15 protein-coding genes are annotated in these 23489 nt (G+C 42.8%); 10 read left to right on the forward strand and 5 right to left on the reverse strand.

The window, feature by feature from the left end; all coding sequences use genetic code 11:
• The first annotated feature begins 860 nt into the window (after window positions 1–860).
• On the forward strand, window positions 861–1199 hold the full coding sequence (locus LS482_RS03000) for a hypothetical protein (protein ID WP_233031790.1): 339 nt from the start codon (window positions 861–863) through the stop codon (window positions 1197–1199).
• Here LS482_RS03000 and LS482_RS03005 read toward each other — a convergent pair.
• From LS482_RS03005 to LS482_RS03015, 3 genes are all read right to left on the reverse strand, one after another.
• Window positions 1098–1649, reverse strand: a complete 552-nt coding sequence (locus tag LS482_RS03005) for a DUF4251 domain-containing protein (RefSeq protein ID WP_233030272.1) — start codon at window positions 1647–1649, stop codon at window positions 1098–1100. The genes LS482_RS03000 and LS482_RS03005 overlap by 102 nt on opposite strands.
• A gap of 425 nt (window positions 1650–2074) precedes the next feature.
• Window positions 2075–2284, reverse strand: coding sequence for a hypothetical protein (locus tag LS482_RS03010; protein WP_233030273.1), 210 nt, complete (start codon window positions 2282–2284; stop codon window positions 2075–2077).
• A gap of 101 nt (window positions 2285–2385) precedes the next feature.
• The gene (locus LS482_RS03015) at window positions 2386–2853 is read right to left on the reverse strand and encodes a GbsR/MarR family transcriptional regulator (RefSeq protein WP_233030274.1); all 468 of its coding nucleotides are present in this window, start codon (window positions 2851–2853) and stop codon (window positions 2386–2388) included.
• A 190-nt stretch (window positions 2854–3043) separates the two neighbouring features.
• Between LS482_RS03015 and LS482_RS03020 the strand changes: the two genes are divergently transcribed.
• A complete protein-coding gene (locus LS482_RS03020; RefSeq protein WP_233030275.1) occupies window positions 3044–4885 on the forward strand; it encodes a metallophosphoesterase family protein in 1842 nt (613 codons plus the stop codon).
• A gap of 4 nt (window positions 4886–4889) precedes the next feature.
• On the opposite strand, the gene LS482_RS03025 is transcribed toward LS482_RS03020, so the two are convergent.
• Window positions 4890–5957, reverse strand: coding sequence for a phosphatidylinositol-specific phospholipase C1-like protein (locus tag LS482_RS03025; RefSeq protein WP_233030276.1), 1068 nt, complete (start codon window positions 5955–5957; stop codon window positions 4890–4892).
• A 460-nt stretch (window positions 5958–6417) separates the two neighbouring features.
• Between LS482_RS03025 and LS482_RS03030 the strand changes: the two genes are divergently transcribed.
• From LS482_RS03030 to LS482_RS03045, 4 genes are all read left to right on the forward strand, one after another.
• The gene (locus tag LS482_RS03030; RefSeq protein WP_233030277.1) at window positions 6418–9456 is read left to right on the forward strand and encodes a SusC/RagA family TonB-linked outer membrane protein; all 3039 of its coding nucleotides are present in this window, start codon (window positions 6418–6420) and stop codon (window positions 9454–9456) included.
• A gap of 96 nt (window positions 9457–9552) precedes the next feature.
• Window positions 9553–11319, forward strand: coding sequence for a RagB/SusD family nutrient uptake outer membrane protein (locus LS482_RS03035; protein WP_233030278.1), 1767 nt, complete (start codon window positions 9553–9555; stop codon window positions 11317–11319).
• 262 nt (window positions 11320–11581) lie between these two features.
• Window positions 11582–14233, forward strand: coding sequence for a toxin-antitoxin system YwqK family antitoxin (locus LS482_RS03040; protein ID WP_233030279.1), 2652 nt, complete (start codon window positions 11582–11584; stop codon window positions 14231–14233).
• Window positions 14234–14621: 388 nt separating this feature from the next.
• Window positions 14622–15761 carry a DinB family protein gene (locus LS482_RS03045; RefSeq protein ID WP_233030280.1) on the forward strand — a complete coding sequence of 380 codons (1140 nt, stop codon included), beginning with the start codon at window positions 14622–14624 and terminating at the stop codon, window positions 15759–15761.
• A gap of 23 nt (window positions 15762–15784) precedes the next feature.
• Here LS482_RS03045 and LS482_RS03050 read toward each other — a convergent pair whose 3' ends face one another.
• Window positions 15785–16516, reverse strand: coding sequence for a TrmH family RNA methyltransferase (locus LS482_RS03050; protein WP_233030281.1), 732 nt, complete (start codon window positions 16514–16516; stop codon window positions 15785–15787).
• A 189-nt stretch (window positions 16517–16705) separates the two neighbouring features.
• Between LS482_RS03050 and tamL the strand changes: the two genes are divergently transcribed.
• From tamL to LS482_RS03070, 4 genes are all read left to right on the forward strand, one after another.
• Window positions 16706–19267 (forward strand): translocation and assembly module lipoprotein TamL, encoded by a 2562-nt coding sequence (gene tamL, locus LS482_RS03055; RefSeq protein WP_233030282.1) that lies wholly within the window; start codon window positions 16706–16708, stop codon window positions 19265–19267.
• A 435-nt stretch (window positions 19268–19702) separates the two neighbouring features.
• Complete coding sequence (locus LS482_RS03060) at window positions 19703–19879, forward strand: hypothetical protein (protein WP_233030283.1); 177 nt, start codon at window positions 19703–19705, stop codon at window positions 19877–19879.
• 97 nt (window positions 19880–19976) lie between these two features.
• On the forward strand, window positions 19977–21995 hold the full coding sequence (locus LS482_RS03065; protein WP_233030284.1) for a tetratricopeptide repeat-containing sensor histidine kinase: 2019 nt from the start codon (window positions 19977–19979) through the stop codon (window positions 21993–21995).
• Window positions 21996–22078: 83 nt separating this feature from the next.
• Complete coding sequence (locus tag LS482_RS03070; protein WP_233030285.1) at window positions 22079–22750, forward strand: response regulator; 672 nt, start codon at window positions 22079–22081, stop codon at window positions 22748–22750.
• The last annotated feature ends 739 nt before the right edge of the window (window positions 22751–23489 follow it).

The following is a 23489-nucleotide window of genomic DNA, read 5'->3' on the forward strand; positions in this document are numbered from 1 at the left end:
GTGTTGCAGAAAAAATACGGTTTTCATTAGGTCCTGGATTCTTATATTATTTTTCTCGTTTTATCGATCAAGTCATTTACACAACATGTAAAAAGAGTAGAATTATCAAGAATCACCATTGCAAAATAGGGTGTATAAAACATTGTCACCTTCCCGATAAAAATCCGGAAGCTCAGGATCCATTCAGTGATACTTTCGGCAGCGAAAGTGAAAAAACATCTTTAAAAGATCTCAAAATGAGTATTACACTTGTACTACACTTTTATTAAAGAGGTTTTAATCGGTGATTATCAGTAGCTTTAATTTCATGCAACAAGAACACCCTTTTTTATTTTTGAGCATTAATTACTTTTTGCGAATACAATATGTATATCTCAAAGACCATGAATAAACCTGATTTCTTCAATTCCTATAGAGAACGGATGGGTGTAGGAATTTTTCTCAACCATGCTGAAGCAACATAATTAATGTTAAATCCAAAACATAAAAATTATGGTAAAGTCAGAGAGCACTTATGCTCCATAACATTCGAAGAGGATAACCAGGTGTTTTTAACCTCTACGCTGTCCATATATGAAGCCAGCGTACCCAACCGACGAAAGAACCCTAAAGGCAATGTCTCCCTATTTGCTGGATCAATACAAGGACCGTAGGAAAAATTTTGATCGGAAAATTGACGATTTCACCCGGAAAAAAGATTAAAAAGGATTATGCAGTTCGAATACCTATATTATAAAATGAGAAGGCTTTTATGCAGTGGTGTAGATACAGGCAGGCATGTTCTCCCGCAATTCGGAGATCAAAGAAGCTATAAGCTTTTTACAGAAGCCGGGTTCTCCACGGAAGAAGCTGTTCAGATCATGACTTTCAACGGAACCAGGGCACTGGGACGTACAAATACAGGTACTGTCCGGACAGGTAAAAGAGTCGGTTTTGTAATCCTGAACGGGATCCTGCTGTCATTGAGAAAGCCGAAACGGTTTTTAAAAAAGGCATCGGGTATGATCCTGAAAAAATATTGGAACGGACCAACGGCAAATTCGGGACAGATTGAAAAAATAAGGATATTGTTTATGGAAACTGTCAATCCCCTCCGGTTATTCTTCCGGAAGCGAAGCTACGGTACCGTCATACCTTATGGGATTCCGCTGCATACTATTCACCATAAGAACGGTTTTTTTATTGGCATAAATCTCTAAAACGACATCAAAAGATTCGCTGTTCTTTCGGGCCTTAAACGTTATGCGGTACAGCTTTTTGGCTTCTATATAATTTGCATCGAAATCGGTAGCTTCCTGGTCAAATTGTATGGCCTGGCCATCAGGATTATAGCCGCCTCCCATCTGTCGTTCCCCGAAATAAGGAAGATAGGCCTTCACTGAATCTCCTTTTACTTCAAGATAATTGGAATTTCCCATCAAATTAATTCGCTGTACATTGTTCTGTGGTCCCAGCAAACCGCTTATATTCATCATAGCGGTAGTTACCCTCGGATTGGCCCAGTCGTTCACCACCTTGAATCTCCTTTGTTGAACAAGCGAATCCAATACCTCTAAATCCCGAGCATCCGAAACGGTATTTTTAGTCCCGATACAACTGCAGCATACGGCAAACAAAATCAAACAGGAAAAATAATGAAAACGTCCCATATCTATAACATTCTAAGTGTTATACAAGTTAAAAATTTATTTCCCATTAAAGGAACGTTATGGCTAAAATAAGCAGAAAAAAGATGGAAAAATACGGAGATCAGACTTCAGATTCCCTGTACATAGAAATATAAAACCTAAAAAATATGATATAATGAGCATAACTTTCTGTTCCCGTTACTGGTTTTGGCGACTTGAAGTTTATTATTTGGGAATACGCCTGAATATTTATTATCCTCCACCCTAAAAACCTGCACTACCGGAAACCTGGGCCCTGACCTGAGCAAAACAAAAAAACGGTGTTGGTATGTCCTCTATCCGATTTTTCCGGAGGAATATTTTGTATTCCGGTAGCGTGTTCCGGTCCTGTCGGGGCGTGTTCCAACAGTAAAGTAAGTGCTGTATAAACTATAAATCCCATCATTTCACAATAATTTACATTCAACTCCTTCCCTCCTTAAAAAGCTTATCACCATACCTGAAACATCGCGGTTACCGCTTATCCGCAGAATCCGGTCACGATCTTCAAGGTCAAAATTGATCAGGAAATCCGGGATGGCCTGTTGCAGGCTTGTGATTAAAAGGTCGGCATGTTGCTCGTCCTGGACGTTGGTCTTAAAAATTTCTACTGCCATGATCATCAGTTTTAGCTGTATTCCTCATACCGGGTTGACAAAATGTACCGGTATTGAAAATTCTTTTTGTTCTTTACAAAGAGAACAAAAAGAGATAAAAATCAATCCCCTTTTTCTTTTTTCAGCGCAATCGTCTTTCTCCAGCGCTCCATTATAATAGGGATCTCTACCTGCAACATTTCGTACAACAATATAGCCTCCCCTATTTCACGGGTAAACTCCGCTCCTACTTCCTGTACATCCTTCACATCCCTGAGCAAATCGCACATAACCCCCATCTTCTTTGTCATGGCTTCTTCATTAAGGATACACTTGAAATTTACCGAAAAATACCGCTTTCTCTGCCCACCAATGGTTATGGCTTCCACCAATTCCGCTGACGTCAACATCTTCAGGGCATTGGACACCGCGCTCTTGCTCACCTTAAAATAATCGACTATTTCCCCGAAAACAGCACCGGGCCTGTCATGGAACATCAGGTAAATATAGACCCTTGCCGCCACAGGGGTCAGCCCCATATTTTCCATAGTCCTGCCATGCTGCTCTATCTTATCCCTGTACTTTTCCACTAAAAACCCTGTTTAAGTACAAAAATAATCAAATTTAGTTCTCTACAAAAAGAACCTAATGTTTTTTGGAGCCTCCATTCTTTCTGCAAAAAAATTTCCATTAAAAAAAATAACAATAACTTCACAGCAAATTCCCGCAAACAGAAATGCGGATATCGGATTTTTGCAACTGACCTTAATTTGCTGATAAATGATCATACGTGCCATCTCCTTTACATTCCTGTTCTCCGTCTTCACGGTATCGGGATTTTGTCAATCTCCCTCCGCTCCCGATATGCGAATAGCATTCCTGGCAGATGTACATTTACAGGATATCTACGGCAAATTTTCTGATAATGACTACAAAGGTGTACTGAATCCCGAAACGGGAAAATATACACTTGCACGTACCATGGGATCACAACTTCGCTCTACCCGGATATTCAATGAAAATTACTTTGCTTTTCGCACTGCACTGGAAGACATTGCCGAAAAAGACATAAAACTCGTAGCCCTTCCCGGAGATTATACGGACGACGGACAACCCATACACATTCGTGGCCTGCGCCGGATACTGAAAGCATATGAAGACGAATACCACATACGCTTTTTTATCACTACCGGCAACCACGACCCCGTCGGTCCGTTCCTGCAGGATGCGGAAAAAACGGATTTTCTCGGTAAAGATGGCAAAAACCAGGTTATAACCAGTAGAAAAAGGGATACTGATCGCGGTGAACTGCCTCCGGTTGTTACCCGTGATATCGCCAAATCGGGATACCGGGAAATCATGGAAGCGCTTAAAAATTTCGGTTTTTCGCCAAGGCCCGACGATTATTATTGGGCCACGCCTTTCTCTGCCTATACTCCCAAAAATTATTCCTATAAAAAAGCCCTGGAAGCTTCCGCACTGAAAAACCGGATGTACGATATAATACCGGGATTCCCTGTTCCCGATGCCAGCTACCTTGTGGAACCCGTGGAAGGGCTCTGGCTCCTGGCCCTGGACGGGGATGTACATATCCCGAAAGACAAAACCACAGCCCCTCCGGTTCCCGAAAATTACGGCGGGGCTGGTATCGGGTATCGCAATGTCCTGTCGCATAAACAACATCTGGTCGACTGGGTAAAGAAAATAGCCGCACAGGCCAAGGAAAGAGGCAAAACGCTGATTGCTTTCAGCCATTTTCCCATGATCGATTTTAACGATGATGCTTCCCCGCTTCTGAAACAACTTATCGGAAAAAAGAAATGGCAACTGGAGCGCGTCCCCCCGGAAGAGGTCGCCGAAACCTTTGCAAAGGCCGGCCTCAGGATACATGTGGGCGGACATATGCACATTAATGATACCGGGACAAGGAAATATAAAGACGGGAATTGGCTGGTCAACATCCAGACCCCGTCACCGGCCGCTTATATGCCCGGTTATAAGATCCTCACCATACACCGGGACAACCACATCGAGGTGGAAACCATGCCTCTTCGGGAAGTGGCCGATTTTCAAAACTTGTTCCCCCTGTACGAACAGGAATTTCAATACTTGCACAAACACCAGCTTCGGGAATGGGACAAAAGCATATTAAACACGCTTTCCTTTCACGATTTCACCCTCTCACACCTCAAAGAACTGGTCAGGTTGCGTTTTATAAATGACTGGCCCGGACATTTCAGGGATTCCGTGCTCCATTTCAACGGAAGGGATTTCCTGATGCAAACCATCGGCACAACCGGACAATCCGTAAAAGAACTGGACAAAAGACTGAAGCAGGCCGATCTGAAAATGGAGGATTTCGAAACCTGGAAGGGACAAGACCTCTTGCTGGATTTTTACAAGATCCGGAATGCGGATAAGCTGGCTTTCCCCGACATCCCTGCCACCAGGATCAAACAGTACGAATTCCTGGCAACACAGTACAAGGATCTCCCGGAAAACAACAAACTGCAATCCCGTCTGAAACTGTTCTTCGAATGCCTGGACCGTTTTATGCACGGCGCCCCTGCCGACCACTTTACGATCGACCCACATTCGGGTACGTTAACCGAACTGAAATAAACTTTTATTTCGAAACTGATACCGGGTTCTCCCTGACATATCTATTTCCCCCGAACATGATGTGATAGGAGGACCTGAAAAGCCTGCTGGGCAAGTAATAGTCGGTTGTAATGATCTGGGATCCCGATTTTTTTGCCGCCTCAAACCCGGAATAATCATTATTTCTCGCTTCCTTTGTATTGGCATCGGCACGGGTGCGGATGATATATCCTTTTCGTACCAGTTCCGGGATACGCGGGTCATCCGGATTGTTGAGGATCATCGCCCCGGCCTCGGGAGTGCCCGGTTCGGCACAAACAAAGAGCACACGGTTGCGGAGCGACGGATGCCCTTTCCTGTAAAGTTCCTTTTTACGCCCCTTATCATCCAGGATAAAGAGGAATTTCCCTCTTGCCTCTTTTAAAACCGGCCATTGGTGGTCGAGTACCGCCGCTTCCAGCGTAGTATAATTACCCCTTACGCCATCAGGAGTTATGAGATGGTCTTTTCCCAGGTCATTTAAAAGTACGCTGTCCAGCGCCGCAAAAGCCTTTTCGGTAAAAGGCTCCGGTTTTGTTCCGAAATGGTTGGCTTTCCCGTCCTTGGCTTCCAGGGTGATAAATACCGGCTCATGACTAGGGTGCTCGAACGACCACTTTCTGAGCGCCTTCAGACAGTCTTCCAATGTCAGGTATTCACTGCGAAAGTCGATATCGGGAACGTGGAGCATTTTAAATCCCGGCGCCTCCATCTTCCCTTCCGGATCGTATTCCGGTTGGTCTTCTACCAATTCCAGTCCTTTCGGACGTGCGTATCTTCCTCCTTTATCATCAATATAAATGTCGAGTTCCAGGTTGCGCAACCCCATATCCAGTTGTTCGGTAATGGCAATATGTTCGTATTGCAGACTCAACATACCTCCGGTGGTATCCTTCTCCTCCAGGAAACGGAACAGTTCCGGCGCTATGGCCTGCTTATAACTGTTATGCGAACCAATCACCTGAAGTTGATGCAGGCGGAGCGTATCTGCCTGTGAAAAAATAAGATCAATTCCCGCAATTAAAATAAACAGAGCAACAACAGAATATTTCATAAGAAAAATATGTAATTTAACAGGTATTTATACGACAATCTTACAAAGATACTTTTTGATTATTAAGAAAATGTAACCCTAAAAATAAGTTAAGACAAAGCAAAAACCGGAAACAGGCCGCAATAACCTTTTCGAAAGACCGGTAATGTAAAGTTTAACTTAACCCGGAACACCGAAATGTTAAACAAAGGTAAAATAAGGGGCGGGAAATTAATTTAAATATAACCTTTTCAAAATGTCGGAGAACTCCGCCTTTTTTTACTTAGCCCATCAAAAATCAAAACCAGGACCAAAGTGCTAAAACGATTATAGTACCATCCTGACTTACAACTCCCGCACACAAAACAAAAACATATGTAATAAAAACCCCGATAAAACCATCCGAAGTGAAAATCACGGTGGTTACATGTAGCCGTGATGCTGTTTTTTCAAGAATTGTACAACTAATAATTAAAATTTGATGTATTCCAAAACTACTCTCTTAAAACTGAAAAGTATATTTATTTTAGGCTTTCTTGTCCTGTCCCCGGCGACAGGGCAGGCAGGTGAATCATCACGGTTCACCGTTATCAGGCATGAAATTCCGCAACAGACCGTAAGCGGTATTGTTACAGACGAGAACGATGTCCCCCTGGGCGGGGCCAATGTAGTGGTGAAGGGCACCGCTACGGGAACAACTACCGATTTTGACGGAGAATTCGAAATAAGTGTGGCGGAAGGACAGGTACTTCAGGTTTCCTACCTCGGCTATAAGACCAGGGAAGTTACCGTCGGTAATGCTCCGCTGACCGTCAAACTGGAACCGGATGCCTCCAAACTCGGTGAAGTTGTGGTTGTAGGTTATGGAAACCAGGTAAAAAAAGACATTACCGGGTCGGTAAGCCAGATCTCCAGCGAAGATTTCAAACAAGGCGTTAATATTTCTCCCGACAATCTCATACAGGGTAAGGTAGCCGGGGTCCGTATTGTAAACTCCAGCGGTGAGCCCGGTGCCGGTATAGATGTGTCCATAAGGGGGATAGGATCTATCCGAAGCGGTAGCACTCCCCTGTTCGTGGTAGACGGTGTTCCGCTGAGTAATGAAAACGTAAGTGCCGGAGGACCGAATTTCGGACTCGGAAGCTCATCACCCAAAAATCCTCTAAACTTCCTCAACACCAGCGACATTGCATCCATCACCGTATTAAAAGATGCTTCTGCCGCTGCAATTTATGGGGCGAGAGGGTCTAACGGTGTGGTACTCATCACAACCAGACAGGGCAAAAAGGGAGACGCCATGCTTACCTATAATACCTATGCAGGGTTTTCCCGCGTGATCCGGAAACTCGACCTGATGGATGCCGGTCAGTACAGGAACGCCATCACCGACCCATCTTACGACCACGGGGGCAATACGGACTGGCAGGACGAACTTTACAGGACCGCCATCACCCAGAACCACAACCTGTCCTTTTCCAGACAGACCGATTCCGGGAACTATTATGCTTCATTGTCTTACATGGAACAGGAAGGGATCGTAAAAACCAACGATTTCAAAAGGACAACCGCCCGCTTAAATGCGGAAGAATCCTTTCTCGATGATAAAAGATTGAAGGTAAAAATGAACCTTACGGCCAGTGAAATCCGCGAAAGCGGTATTCCCAACGGGGCCAATGCCGGTTCGGACGGACAGGTGATCATCCATGCCCTGATGGCCAACCCCACACGGACGGTATTTGACGAAAACGGGGAATACACCAATTTTAACATGAACGCACATTACAATCCCCTCTACCTGCTCGACGTATACGACGACCAGACCAAAACCCTGCGCGTACTGGGTAATATAGAAGCCACATTCCGTATTTTACCGGGACTGGAATACAAGTTCAATTACGGTATTGACCGGTCCACTTCGGAACGGAACTCCACCATGTACCCGAACGTGACCGACCGGACACCCCTGGGGGCTTATATACAAAATAACCTCGAATCGCAAAGCACCCTGCTGGAACACTACCTGACCTACAACCTGGAAACGGGAAAAAACAGGATTGAAATCCTGGGTGGTTTCTCCTATCAGAAATTCTATTTTTCCGGGACCTCCTTCTCTACGGAGAATATTGACGCCAGGGGCGAAGGTGTTCCCCCGGCCAATAATCCCGGGTATTCCGGAATACAGTCCGGTGTGAGCGGATACGCCCAGGAGAATGAACTGCAATCCTTTTTCGGCAGACTGAACTACAATTTCGACAGTAAATACTTTGTGACCGCCTCCCTCCGGGCCGATGGTTCCACCCGTTTCGGAGAGAACAACAAATACGGGTATTTCCCTTCTTTTGCACTGGCCTGGGCCATGGACCGGGAAGATTTCCTTACCGACACGGATATCCTGAACCAGTTAAAGTTAAGAGCAAGCTGGGGACAGACCGGGAACCAGGAAGTACAGAACAAGATCACCCAGGCCAGCTACTCCCAGTCGGCCGCAGGCGGGTATTACCTGTATGACGACCTGGAACTGATAAACGGTATTGTGATTAACCGTACCGCCAACCCCGACCTGAAATGGGAAGTGGTGACCCAGTATAACGTAGGTGTGGATTTCAGCCTTTGGGACAACAAGCTTTACGGATCGCTCGACTACTACAACAAAACCACTACCGATGCCATCCTGAACATTCCGTCCGAAACACTGAGCCCCACAACGACCGTATGGAAAAATATTGACGGAAAGATCATTAACAAAGGGCTTGAGTTCACATTGGGCTCTCAACTGGTCAAAACCGGTGATTTTTCCTGGACTGCCGATATCAACGGGGCTACATTGAACAACGTTATCGAAGACCTTCCCGTATCCGAAGTATATTCCGGTAGCATTGCAGGTCCCGGTTTATCCGGTGTAAGGGCCAATATTTATAAAAGCGGATATGAGGCCGGTTCTTTCTATATGCTGAAACACCTCGGATATGACGAACAGGGAAATGACATATTCGAAGATGTCAACAACGACGGTGTCATTAACAGTGACGATCGCAGGATATTTGAAGGTGCCCTTCCCAATTTCACCTTCGGTATCAATACGGCACTGAATTATAAACGCTTCGATCTCGCCGTTTCATTTATCGGACAAACAGGTGGATACCTCGTCAACAATACCAACCTGGCATTGAACATTAACAACCTGGCATCGGACCGTAACCTGCTCGCCAAATATTACAATGACGGCGCCAACCCGGAAAATACCCCGCAACTCTCCACGCTATACATGGAGAAATCGGATTTTCTCCGGTTAAACAACCTCCGACTGGGCTATACTTTTAATGTGGATGCGTTGAAATGGGTCAAAGGATTCAATGTGTACGTCAGTGCCCAGAACCTCTTTACCATATCCGGATACTCCGGTTACGACCCGCTAATCAACAGTCCGAGATCCAGTGACGGTAACCAGTCCATAGGAGTGGATTACACCACCTATCCTTCCAATAAAACCTATATGCTCGGTGCGAGTTTAAAACTATAAAAGATGAACCATTCACAAAAACAGATGACAAATGACGGACGACCGGAGCATACACCGGGCATTAGCCGTCAGTCATCCGCTCAAAAAATAACGCATATGAAACGCTATACCTTCACACTAAAAACATTCCTTTTGGCACTGCTCGCTATCCACCTGTCCGGCTGTACGGACCTGGAGGAAGAAGTTATTGACGAAGTACTGGGCGGCGAGAGCTCCGACCCGGAAAGCGCCGTGGCCGCAGCCTACGGAAAACTCGGAGATGCCACTTTTGTAGACCACGGGAATGTATTTGCACTTCAGGAATATTCTACCGATGAAGCCCTGCTCCCCACCAGGGGAAGTGACTGGGGCGACGGCGGAAAATGGCGGTCCATGCACGAATTTACCTGGAAAGCCGACAATGCAGTGGTCACCACCACCTGGAACAACCTCGTGAGCGGTATTACCAAATCGCTGACAGCCATCCAGTCTGTAAATGCGGACGAGAGTTTCGGTGAACGCGAACTCTTCCTCGCGGAAGCCAAAGGACTCTGGGCTTTTTATACCTATCATACGCTCGATCTTTTCGGGCAGGCTCCTTTCCGAAATCCTTTCGGGAAGAATGCCGAATTGCAGATACTGCAGGCCGGTACGGCCATAGACAGCCTTATCACCGAAGTGGAAAGCCTTGTTCCGGAACTCGCCGAACTCGGGTCGCAATCCACACACAACGGACGTTTTACCAAACAGGCTGCCTATGCCCTGCTGGCCGATATGTACCTCAACCGTTCCGTATATAAAGACCGGTATAATACTTCCTCCGGGTTCAATTTCAGGGAAGCAGCTGTAGATAATGACGGAACCGACATGGACAAGGTCATTTACTACACCTCCCTGCTTATTGACGGGAACTTCCGGTTGGAAAGCAATTATTTCGATAATTTCGCCATAGGCAATTCGGGAGGTTCGGAGCTCATCTTTGTAGTGGTCCAGGAAAATGACAATATGCGCAATAGCGAAAATGATTTTGCCTATATGCCTACAGGCCGTAACCAGAAGACTTCCCCGAACAACAGGGGAACCAACGGCTCCTGTATCACCGGAGAATTCTACAACACCTGGGAAGGCAACTTCGACGATCCCCGCTTTCACAGGTATTACCGGTATGGTGACGGTACCTGGTTCATGAACGACGGCTCCACGGGCAGTGTACCTGCCGAAGATGTGGTTCCCGGCAGCAACGGGCTCCCCTGGTTTCACTTTAACCGTGGACTACTGGCCGGACAGCAATACGGTCCTACGCTCACAGAAGACGGCGATTTCGAAATGACCGCAGACGGAAGGATCAAGGTAAACATGCTCTACATGGAAAAGACCACTACCCTGCCCATGGATTTTACCCCGGAACTGGATTTCTCTAATCCCGCGCAGGCCGTGTTCTCCCAAACAGAGATCAACCGCGGGGTAAGGGTTTTCAAGTACGAATTCGACCCGGAAAACGGAAACGGGACCAGCAATGTGGACATCCCCCTCTATCGCCTGGGCGGAATATACTGTATGCGTGCCGAAGCCTATTTCCGTAATGGTGACAACGCCGCAGCCCTCGCCGACATCAATATGCTGAAAACAAGCAGGACAAGGGAAGCACTGTTTGACAACGAACCCGGAAAACCGGTTACAACGCTTACGGAGGAAGTGCTTTACAACGAAATAGGATACGAAATGTACTGGGAAATGTACCGCAGGAAACAAATGATCCGTTTCGGCACGTTTGACGATGCATATACGGCAAAACCACAAACAGAACCCTACCTGAGGGTTTTCCCTATCCCCCAGGAAACCATTGACGTAACCGAAGAGTTCTCGCAAAACCAGGGCTATTGATAGCTTTCCGAAAACACGGATGGTTCTGACACATGAACAACAGGGGGCTTCGGCTCCCTGTTTTTTTATAAATTCATCCGGAAAAATATTCTCACAGCCCCGCCTTAATCAAAAAATACCCGCTTTCAGGGAGGGACTGCCCTTTCAAAAATTTATACTTTCGCACCGTTTTATGTCTTACTTGTCCGTAAAACGGCACAAAAACACAATGACGAGTAAGACCGAACGGGATATAATTATATACAAACAGAAAGTTAAATACATGAAGATCCGACACTTATTTTTATTATTGGGAATAATAGCATTCCAGGTTACCATAGCACAAAACGACACTATCTGGTATAATACTTCCTGGAATAAAACTCCAAAAGAAAACGCCGCTTATTACCGGCCGTCCCCCCAACCCGAAGATGGCGGTTATCGGGTGGTGGACTATTATATTTCCGGAGCAAAACAAATGGAAGGTTTTTCCAGAGAAAAAGACCGTGATGTATTTGACGGAACAATCACATGGTTTACCGAAGACGGAAAAATCAGTCAGAAAGCCCATTATAAAAATGGCAGTCTGGAAGGTGAATTTACCAGCTACATCAACGGTGAAGAAGTTGCAAGAGCCGTTTACAAAAACAATAAAATCGAAAATGGTACAAGCTTAGTGTTCAGAGAGGTTTATCAGTTTTACCTGTTTCGCAAATATGAAAACGGCAAACAGTTAAAAGAAATAATATTTGAAAAAACACTTGATAAACCCCGTGCAGAAGTCACATACGGAGTTGGTGAACACAAGCAATTGTATAACGTAAAACACTATGACAAAAACGGTATTGTAACCGCTGAGTTTACCGGAAACCGGGATGATCGTCACAATGCGTCGTTTTATAACGGAAAGCAAATCGGGTATTATTATAACCCCATGCAGAAAAAAGAAGAAATCAACTATGAAGACGGAAAATTCAAAAATTACGAGATCTTTTATTCCTCAGGAAAAATAAGGGAGCGTGCTTATGTAAAAAACGATACGGCCCGTATTACCTATTTCGATAAAAACGGGAAGGAACTGGCTACCTTAACCTCTCTTTTTAAACCTGAACAGAACATCAGCTACATACACAGCAAGCCTGTGGAAGGCACCAGAATATATTTCAATCATACCTCCCTGTCTCAGGACACACAGTGGATTACCAGGACCGCAACCTATAAAAACGGGAGGATAATAGAACGAAAGAATTTTTATGAAAACGGGAAGCTCAAGTCACGCAAGGCTTACGAAGACGGTATAATGATCAGAAAAGAAGCCTATGCGGAAAACGGGACCACTAATACCGAACTTGTCTACAAGAACGGAAACCCGTTTAACGGTACGGATAACAGTGCTCAGGGACACACTGTCTATAGAGACGGAATGGTTGTCGAAGAAACAACAACGTATAAAAGCGGGGCCATATTCAAAAAGGAGACCGACAGTACGGCTACGTTCTATGACAAAAACGGAGAAAAACTGGGCGAACTGGTATATAGAATAAATGAACACGGGCGCAAAAAACCGTATAACGGTACTTTATTTCAACAACGCTACGGAAGTGATAAACTTTCTACTGCAGAAAGTTATAAAGACGGCACTCTTATAAAACGTACCCGCTTCTACCGTGAAGGAACAGGAACTGAAAATATCAGGGAAAAGGAAACCTTCTATGATAATACAAAAAGGAAAACACAGGTAAAAAGCTATTACAATAACGGGCAATTACGAACCGATACAAAATATAAAAACTCATATACTAAAGAAAAAGCCACCTACTACGACAAAACGGGGAAATTGCTCTCCACCATGACGTTCATCCCTGAAAGGCATGGTACCGAATATGCATTTTTTTCCGGTTCAAATCGCATAGAAAGTATAAAAACCTATAATGAAGAAGGCGAATTAATCTATGAAAAGAAATATGAAAAAGACTATAGGTCCAGGGATAATACAGGTGAATACCCTATTTTTCTGAAAAAGGAAATCGATTATGACGGCAAAGCTGTTTTTTATAACAGTAATAATGCCCTTGTAGCCGAAGCCACTTACAAAAACGGAAAGCCCTGGGAAGGAAAAACGGTTTGGGGTTCTTCCTATAGCTACACCATATCTTCCTATAAAAACGGCAAAAAAGAGGGCGATGAAATCAAATACAAGACCCCCGGTAACAGTACCCCAAGTATAAAAAGCAAAAAAACCTACCTCAACGGTGTTCTTCACGGCACTTCTTTTACTTATTTCGATAACGGACAGACAGAAAGCATTAAAAACTATAAAAACGGATTACTTGACGGCGAAGCGATTTATTATAACGAAAACGGAACCGAAAGAAATAAACTCGTCTATAAAAAAGGATCTCCTTATGAAGGCCTGTCCATAGACAAAAGAGTCGCGTCAAGGAATTCCACGATAACAAAAAAATCCTTTTACAAGGCAGGAAAGCTCACCCGGAAAGAAACCCGGGAAAACGATCAACTGTTACAGGAGGCCAGCTACACCGAAAATGGGTTACAGGCCACGGAATATAACACCTCCGGTGTTAAAACGGTAGTGTATAACATAACCGATATGGAAAACAAAAGCGGTGAAGTAATTTATTATGACGAAAACGGTGCTCAGAAGGAAAAAGGCAGTATTATTGAAGGTGAGCCCGCCGAAGGTGTTTTTTACCTGAAAAAATTCCACATCTCCTACGCCCGTTCGCTTCCGGACGAAAAAACAAAAACCATAAAACTTAAAGTGACAAAAGAAAAATACACGGTTTTGGGATTTGACGAAAAAATGGAAGAGGTCTTCCGCATTTCGGAAAGCAAAAAGCTGCCTGAACTTTACCTTCTGAACAATGTCGTTCGCCCCGATTATTTCTATAACGATTTTATAGGTAACTTGTAAAATAAAAAACATAAGGGGTAGGCAAGGTATAATCGCCCGGTTTGCCCCTTTATTGAACATACGAAATCGAAAAATTAACAGGAGGAGATCGGACAGGTATCTTACTTGGGGTGTCGTTAAAAAACAGTACTTTTGGGACTAAAGACATTGCATTAAAAAAGAACTGTTTTCTCCTTATGTTCAAAAACCTCAAAACCTCTCAGATCATTATGTTTGTGGCCGCAGCTATAACCATTATAGGTGTGGTGACGGGAAAGTTCCTTTTTATTTTTTTACTGGTGCCGTTGGGGTTTCTTTTTAATAAACGAAAAAAATAACGGCATCTTACCCATAAACCTTCCTGTCATACAGGATAATTCGCTACATTTATACCCTAAATCCCTACAAAATGAAAAAAGAATTTTTCCTCTTGGTTTTAATTGCTGCATGGTATGCACAGGGTAATGCCCAGGTCAAGGAAATTTCACGGGGATGGACCTCTTTTGTCCAGTCCATCGATGTCGCTTCGAACGAAAAGGTTAACTTCCGGTTATCGGCTGCGGTAAAGGTTACTACCGATAGTAGCGAACAGGGATCGGCCGGGTTATGGGCAAGAGTGGACAACAAGAATGAAGAAACAGGTTTTTTTGATAATATGGTGGACAGACCTATTACTTCAGAGAACTGGCAAACCTATACATTAGAAGGGTATATAGATCAAAATTCGCAAAAACTCAATTTTGGCGGCCTGTGCATGGGAGACGGAGAGTTTTATTTTGATAGAGTTGAACTGTCCATACAGGACAAAAACGGCAAGTTCAGACCCGTTGAAATTCCCAATTCCGGTTTTGAAAAAGATGCCGGGCCCGGAAATATTCCCAATTGGGTAGAAGGCACAAACTTTGCCAAACCTGTTCGCGTAAAGGAATACAATATTTCTTTTGTGAAAGATGAAACCTACGGTACACAAGCCTTGATGATAAAGGGTACCGGCACCCCAAATCCATACGAACTTAAATCTGCCGAAGGATATTCGCTTCAAATAGGCACTTTGGTCAGCATGCTCAACGATTTGAGTAACAGGGTAGAAAGAGTTGTATCCGGGCTCGATCAACAAAAACTCGATTACCTGATCGACGAAAAAGCCAACAGGATAGGAGCCTTAATCATGCACCTCGCTGCCGCCGAAAAATATTATCAGGTATATACTTTTGAAAATCGTGGATTCAACGAAGAAGAAAATAAAAAATGGGGCGCTGCTCTGAATCTCGGAGAAGAGGGAAGAAAAGAAATACAGGGACATGATCTGGAGTATTACCTCGATATTTACAGAGAGGTAAGACAAAAGACCCTCGAGGAATTAAAAAAACGCAACGATGCATGGCTGAAAAAGAAAAAACCGGGAAGTTTACTGAATAATCATTATGCCTGGTTTCATGTCATGGAACACCAATCCAGCCATCTCGGGCAGATCTTGTTCCTGAAAAAACGCCTTCCGGAAGAAGAAAAGCCGCAAATTCAGGTCAGAGATGACAAAATTAAAGATTAATTAATCCAATCCCGATAACTCCACTATTGGTATCCTCTCCTGAACTCACTCAAAAGTATGGCTGTAGCCGTAGCAACATTCAGGCTTTCCGTCTGTTGTACACGCCCGAAACGCGGAATGGAAACAAAACGGTCTGCAAGCAACCTGATATTACCGGAGATACCGTTGGCTTCGTTACCCATAACCAGAATACCCTGTTCCGGCAGGGAAGCGGTGTATACATTTTCTCCGTCCATATCCGCTGCAAACGCAGGCAAGCCGGATTCCCGGATATAAGCCTCCAGATCGGTATAAACAATGTTTACCCTGGCCAGTGATCCCATGGTAGCCTGTACCACCTTGGCATTGAAACAATCTACCGTAGTAGTACTGCACACCAAATCTTCCACCCCGAACCAGTCACACAGGCGGACAATTGTCCCCAGGTTCCCGGGATCGCGTATGTCGTCCAGGGCTACTACAATGCCGGAATTTCCCGCTTTCTTCTCTTCGGGTATATCAAAAAGCGCCAGGGCCTTGTTAGGGGTTTTTAGTTGGCTGATCTTTTTCAGTTCATTTTCCGATATCTCCCGGGCCCGGTTCCCGGTAAAAGAAAACAGATCCGCGTCCACGGTAAACAGCTCCCTCAAATCCATTCCGGCCTTATACAACTCCGTAATGACCTTTATTCCCTCGGCGATGAACATTCCGTGCCGGTTGCGGTACTTTTTTTGGTGCAAACCCGTTATTAGTTTAATTTCGCTTTTACTAACCATCCATTATCGTGTATTTTTCCCTGCAAGACCGAAACCGGCCCCGGGACATATTCGGAAAAATTTAGGCAGCGACCCAATTTTCCGGGAGGAATTCACACAAAATTTTTTCATCTTTGTTTTTGCTTAATTGCAAAGGCACTAATTTTATGTGTCTCGGACCGATAATTTGTTTAACCTGTCTTTTTTCCATTGAAAACTCTGATCACAAAAATAGCGGTAATCTTTTTAATACTGTCTATTGCATCTTGTAATGCGGTAAAAAGGGTGAATGACGACCAGTTACTTTTAACCAAGAACAACATCTATGTAAACGGGGAAAAAGAATCCAGGGAAGCCGTCCGCAACCTCATTTCACAGCAGCCTAACAGCTCCCTGCTCGGTTTCAACCTGAAGCTGCACATCTACAACCTGGCCACACCAAAGTCGGATTCCGCTTTCCAGGCGTGGCTGCACAGAAAGGAAAAACGGGAAAAACGCCTCGATCGCCTGTTGTCAAAAAAACAGGTCAAAGAGTTGGGCAATTCGGTTTCGGGGTTTAACAACTGGTTGAAAGAAACCGGTGAAGCCCCGGTAATCATTAACACGGAAAAAACGAAAAAATCCAGGGAGCGCCTCAAGCTCTATTATAACAGTAAGGGTTTTTTCAACAATAAGGTGGCCTATTCCATAGATACCGTTCCCAAAAAGAAAAAGCGCGGAGAAGTGAGGTACGATATTACCACGGGAAAACCGTATTTCCTGGACAGTATCACAAAAAATATAGACTCCAGGGACATTGATTCCATTTATTCCATTTACGATTCCAGGATGCTCATAAAACAGGGAGAACAGTTTGACCTCTCCCGTTTCGAAGCGGAACGGGAACGCATCAATTCCATCCTCATCAATTCCGGAATATATCAATTTCAACCCAATTCGTCCATACGCTTCAATATTCTGAGAGACACCCTTGTTGCGAATGAAGATTACAAAATGCCGGTAGAAATAGAAATTGACAACCGCTATGAAAGGACAGGCGATTCGCTAAAGGAAATACCCTACAAGGTACACCGTATCAAGAACGTAAATATTTTTGCCGACTACACCTTCGGGATGCAAAGGGATTCCCTGGATTCGATTACTTACAATAATTTTACCATATATTACAAAGACAAACTGCGCTATAAACCAAAAGCACTGACCGATGCCATCGCCATCGCCCCCGGAAATCTATACCGGGAGATTGACCGTACACGCACTTATAGCCAGATTAGCAGTCTCAATACATTTAAATACCCTAACATAGAATACCTTTACAACAAGGATACCGACGATCAATTAAATACTAACATTTACCTTACACACAGATCCAAATTTTCCCTCGGGTTAAACACGGATATATCGCACTCCAACATCCAGGACATCGGAATTTCCTTCAGCACATCACTTATCAGCAGAAATGTGTTCCGCGGAGCCGAAACCCTCGAAGTATCGGCCAGGGGTACCGTAGGTTCGTCGCGGGAGGCCAGCAATCCGCACGACAGGTTTTTTAATCTTTCTGAATTCGGCGGAGATATCCGGCTCAATTTTCCCAGGATATTTTTCCTTTTCGATACCAGTAAATATATCCCGAAATACATGCTCCCGGAAACACGGATATCCCTGGGGAGTTCTTTTCAGAAAAACATCGGGCTGGACAAACAGAGCTTCAATACCATATTGCGGTACAACTGGACCCCTTCCTATCAGAGAAAACACACTTTCGAGTTGATGAATATCGAATTCATCCGGAACCTGAATGTCGATCGCTATTTCCGGGTATATCAAAACAGTTACGGCAGATTAAATGACATAGCACGGGAATACGAAACAGACCCTTCTTATTTCGATGACGAAGGCAACCTCCGCATACCGGAAGGCACCGATGAGTTTACCGGTGACGCCCTTGCGGGAAACATAAGCGGGCTAAGCCCGGGGACCGATGATTTCAGTACCATTTCGAGCATTGACGAACGCCGCAGGAGGCTCAGTGCCAACAACCTTATTTTCGCCTCCAACTTCACCTTTTCCAAAAACACGAGGAGAGGTGCCGGAGACAATACGTTCTCGCAGTTCAAGGTCAAACTGGAAACCGCAGGGAACTTTCTTTCCGCAGTTTCCAGCTTTATTGAGTTCTACAAGAACGAAGAAGGTAAAAAAATGGTTTTTGACGTACAGTATTCACAATACGTAAAAACCGAGCTCGACTTTATAAAACACTGGCAGGTATCACGCGACGGTATCCTGGCCTTCCGCAGCTTCTTCGGTTTTGCCATTCCCTACGGAAATGCTACAAACATTCCTTTCTCCAGGAGTTATTTTGCCGGGGGAACCAACGACAACAGGGCCTGGCAGGCCTACTCCCTAGGTCCCGGAAGGACCGATGCCCTTAACGATTTTAACGAAGCCAACCTGAAAATAGCCCTGAACCTGGAATACCGTTTCAACATTATGGGAAGCCTCAACGGCGCCCTCTTTGCTGATGTCGGTAACATCTGGAATGCCCTGGATGACGTTACAGACAAAGAAGCCGTTTTCACCGGTTTCTCCTCCCTGAAGGATACCGCCCTCGGTACAGGTTTCGGATTGCGTTACGATTTCGGTTTTTTTGTCATCCGGCTCGACACCGGGTTCAAAACCTACAATCCTTCCGAAAGGATGTCCAGGCGCTGGTTCCGCGATTACAATTTCAGTAATGCGGTATATAACATCGGTATCAACTATCCTTTTTAGGGAGTTGGTTAGTTAACGTGAATAATGGATAAGGACTCTCCTCTTGAAGGGTGTTCCGCATGCGAAACGGGGAGTTTGACCAGGCCCAAATCCCGGGTATACCTCCAACTTCTGTATTTTCCAGTGGCTTGGGCTTTCAAACCCTCCGATCCCGATTGTCCCGATAGAGTTATCGGGATCGGGAGCAGAGTTTTAAATCACAAACCGAGACCAATAGACTTCGGTTTTACCGCATTATTTACGTGGTAAATCCATACCCCATTCTATATAGAGATAACTACTTTGCTACAGACTTTGTGTAATTAGTCCCTCACTTATAGAAGTAATAAAAGGGGCTACCCGATTTTACACACATTTTTCATGCATGAAGGATAAACGGCCGCAAAACTTACTGCGATCGCGCGGATTTATTGTTTAACCTTAATTCTACGCAACATGAAAAATGTAAAACGTTTTTCCCCTCTTATCATTATTTGGGGCCTGATCTTATTATCTTCCTGTGACACCGATGATTTTATGGAAAATCTACCCGAAGAAAGTACGGAAATCCATAACGTGTTTGCTGATACAGGAAATGAACATAATAAACCTGACGAAAAAGATGATGATTAGCTCCTCATTGTCAATCGATTTGAAAGCTGTCTTTGGACGGCTTTCTTTTTATCTATTAACTGTGTATATTTATCTTAGATAGTTAACTCATACATACGTGAATCAGAAAACAAAATATATTCTTTTCATTATATTATGCTCTCTTTCCTGCACTCGGCAAAATATCGTTAAGAACCCTCCAAATGATATTGATGATAAAATAGTTCAATGGATTAATAAATCTGAAAATAAAAAAACTACACGTTTTAAAAGAAAGCAGTTTATAGATAGTGCGTATTCCAATGTACTCAAACTCAAAAACGACTCTATAAAAAACAAGTATCTTATAAAGGTAGCTTACCTTTATTATAAGCTCAATGATTCGCTTCTGTTTAAAAAGGTCAACAAAGAAGCCCGGAGCCTTGCAACAAGACGTAGGGATACTTTAAATATAGCCGAAACATACTGGGATATGGCCAGCTTTTACTATCACAAAAACAAAATGGATAGTGCATATTACAATTATTATAAAGCCCAGAAACTATATGAAAATGCTGGCGACGATTTTTATTCGGCCAGGATGCTGCTCAACATGGCTATAATGCAGTCGGATATGAAAGATTATACCGGAAGTGAAGTGACGACGACTAAAGCCATTTCTCTTTTAAAACCATTAAAAAAATATAAACAACTATATATGTGTTATAATAACCTGGGAATTGTGTTCAACAATCTTCAGGATTATGAACGGGCTATTTTTTACCATCAAAAGGCATTGGAATATTTGAAGAAAACGGATAACAGAGCATTGTTAGAGCCTTCAGCATTAAACAATATAGGGGTGGTTTATGAAAATCAAAAGAATTATAAAAAGGCTGTAAAAAATTATAAAAAAGCATTGGATTACGACAGTCTGTTTCATAAAGACCCGGAACTTTATGCTATGCTTATCGACAATTTGGGATATTCGAAATTTCTTTCGGGAGATACAATTGAATCCCCAAAATTGTTTTACAAGGCATTAAAAATCAGGGATAGTTTACGAATTATTCCCGGTATAACAGTAAATAAACTTCATCTGGCAGAATATTATGCATCTCGTTCCGATACAACAAAATCTATACGTTATGCCATACAGTCTAAAGAGCTCGCCGAAAATTCTCAAAATTACAGAGATTTATTAACCGCTATCAAGTGGCTATCCAAGCTGGACAGGAATAATACCCAAACCTATATGAGAACATATGTAAAGGTTAATGATAGCTTGTTACGAGAAGAGAGGGCCATAAGAAATAAATTTGCGAGAATTCGTTTCGAGACGGATGAATTTATAGAAGAAACGGAACGACTCAATCAAAAAGTGATAACGATTTCTATAGCCCTGATAGGAACTATATTAATTGCCATTTTATTATATGTTATAAAAAGGCAAAAAGATAAAAACAGGCAACTTTACTACGAACAACAACAGCAAAAAGCAAGCGAAGAAATTTATAACCTGTTGTTAAATCAGCAGATAAAAGTAGAAGAGGGAAAACAGAAAGAAAAACAGAGAATCTCACGGGAGTTGCATGATGGCATTCTGGGAAAACTATTTGGAATTCGATTAAGCCTGGATAGCTTAAATGTAAAAAATGATAAAGCATCAATTAAAACGAGAAAACAATATCTTAATAGTTTAAAGGAAACAGAAGAAGAAATCCGGAGTATTTCGCATGAAATGAATGCAGAATTTCTAAATAGTAATACGAATTATGCAGCTATAATAGCTAACCTTGTTAAGTCCCAAAATAAAATTAGTGAATTCAATATCCTTTTACATCATGATAGGACCATAAAATGGGATGCCATTGCCGGAAATATAAAAATGAATATATACAGAGTTATTCAGGAAGCCCTTCAAAATTGTAATAAACATGCTAACGCGAATGAAGTAATAATCTCTTTTAAGAAAAAGCACCAGGCATTGGAATTGACCGTTGAAGATGATGGAATAGGATTTGGTATGAAAAAGAATAAAAAAGGAATAGGTTTGAAGAACATCAGATCGAGAGTAGAGAGTCTTTCCGGAAAATTAGTTGTAGACTCTACAAAGGGAACAGGCACTACTTTAATAATAAAAATCCCTTTACAATAGTTTGATTTTTATACCTTTAAACAGGTGGCAGCAATGTATGACAGGTATTTAACCGGTTGAGATTCACTTTAAATTATACTGTTGTGGTAAAAAAGGAATTAAAAATATTAATGGTAGATGACCATCCGATGATTCTGGAAGGGTATAAAAATGTTTTGTTACAGATAGATACGGGATATGATCTGGCAATAGATGTTGCGGGAAACTGTGACACTGCGTACAGTAAGATTTTGCAAGCTATTCCTGAAAATCACTACAATATTATTTTTTTAGATATTAGTTTACCTCCATCTGCGGATGGGGAAATTATGTCTGGGGAAGATTTGGGAATAAGGGTTAAAGAGCTGTCTCCAAAAACTAAAATCATAGTATTAACGATGTTCGACGATAATTTTAGAATTCGTAACATCATGGCCAATTTAGAACCTGACAGTTTTATTTTAAAAAATGAAGCAACCGCGTCAATACTGACCACAGCATTTAAAACGATATTGGATGATGTTCCCTATTACAGTCCTACGGTGACTAAGCTTTTAAAAGCACAATTATCAAATACCTTCGTGTTGGATAAAATAGACAGAAGTATTATTTATCATCTTTCCAAAGGGACCAAAACAAAGCAACTTCCCGAATATATTAATTTGTCTTTACGGGCTATTGAAAACAGAAAAAGGAGATTAAAGGATGTCTTTGGTCTTGAAAATGGAGATGACAGAGCTCTGTTAGACAAGGCAAGAGAGTGTGGCTACATATAAAAGTATCTTTTATATTCTTCATGGAATAGCAACGTTTTTTTAACTAAATATGAAAAATACCATCTTGTAAATGTGGTTTTACCGCATTTATTGTGTGGTTGCTCTGCTATGTAAAAAAAAAGATAAAGTATACCTTGTTAGCGACAAAAGGAATTGTATGAACTTATCCAAAAGGTCCCGTTTTTTATGTTACTCCCCTTTTTTACATATTCTCAATTTCAAATTTCGGATAAAAAGTGACGGATGCTAAAGGACAGGGAGATCGGACCTGAACAATTACGAGACAATGATCAGTGGTCATGGAAAGTTAAAAGGAAGATTTTCTCTTATCTCCGGTTTTATGATTGGAACGAAAACAGATCACTTAACTGACGGTTTTCAGTAACTCCTAACTGTCAGATCAAATAGTGACTATCGCAGTTTAACCCGATTACAGGTTCGTATGACAGCACTCTTTTTGAAATAAAAGCTACGGTCCGGAAAGTCACTCACTACAAAAAAATTAATAATCAGGATAATACAGGCGGATACTGAAAAGCCTTCAAAGAGTAAGTTAAACTATTAAAAAATCAGATATGACATAACTCCTTTAAATCAAAAAAGACGAAAACCAGGCAAGATATGAGATACAGGTTTTAGCTGTTTTTCATTTTATTGCCCAGACCTTAAACATTCTGCTATTTATATAGTAAAGATGGTGCATTAATCCTTAACCAAACTAATTATTAACCGCAGTTCG

Source organism: Sinomicrobium kalidii (assembly GCF_021183825.1).
Classification (GTDB): domain Bacteria; phylum Bacteroidota; class Bacteroidia; order Flavobacteriales; family Flavobacteriaceae; genus Sinomicrobium; species Sinomicrobium kalidii.

Excerpts from the sequence above, each read along its gene's own strand:
- LS482_RS03000 (WP_233031790.1), top strand. The coding sequence starts at position 861 with ATGACTTTCAACGGAACCAGGGCACTGGGACGTACAAATACAGGTACT.
- LS482_RS03005 (WP_233030272.1), bottom strand. The coding sequence starts at position 1,649 with ATGGGACGTTTTCATTATTTTTCCTGTTTGATTTTGTTTGCCGTATGC.
- LS482_RS03010 (WP_233030273.1), bottom strand. The coding sequence starts at position 2,284 with ATGGCAGTAGAAATTTTTAAGACCAACGTCCAGGACGAGCAACATGCC.
- LS482_RS03020 (WP_233030275.1), top strand. The coding sequence starts at position 3,044 with ATGATCATACGTGCCATCTCCTTTACATTCCTGTTCTCCGTCTTCACG.
- LS482_RS03025 (WP_233030276.1), bottom strand. The coding sequence starts at position 5,957 with ATGAAATATTCTGTTGTTGCTCTGTTTATTTTAATTGCGGGAATTGAT.
- LS482_RS03030 (WP_233030277.1), top strand. The coding sequence starts at position 6,418 with ATGTATTCCAAAACTACTCTCTTAAAACTGAAAAGTATATTTATTTTA.
- LS482_RS03035 (WP_233030278.1), top strand. The coding sequence starts at position 9,553 with ATGAAACGCTATACCTTCACACTAAAAACATTCCTTTTGGCACTGCTC.
- LS482_RS03040 (WP_233030279.1), top strand. The coding sequence starts at position 11,582 with ATGAAGATCCGACACTTATTTTTATTATTGGGAATAATAGCATTCCAG.
- LS482_RS03045 (WP_233030280.1), top strand. The coding sequence starts at position 14,622 with ATGAAAAAAGAATTTTTCCTCTTGGTTTTAATTGCTGCATGGTATGCA.
- LS482_RS03050 (WP_233030281.1), bottom strand. The coding sequence starts at position 16,516 with ATGGTTAGTAAAAGCGAAATTAAACTAATAACGGGTTTGCACCAAAAA.
- LS482_RS03060 (WP_233030283.1), top strand. The coding sequence starts at position 19,703 with ATGAAAAATGTAAAACGTTTTTCCCCTCTTATCATTATTTGGGGCCTG.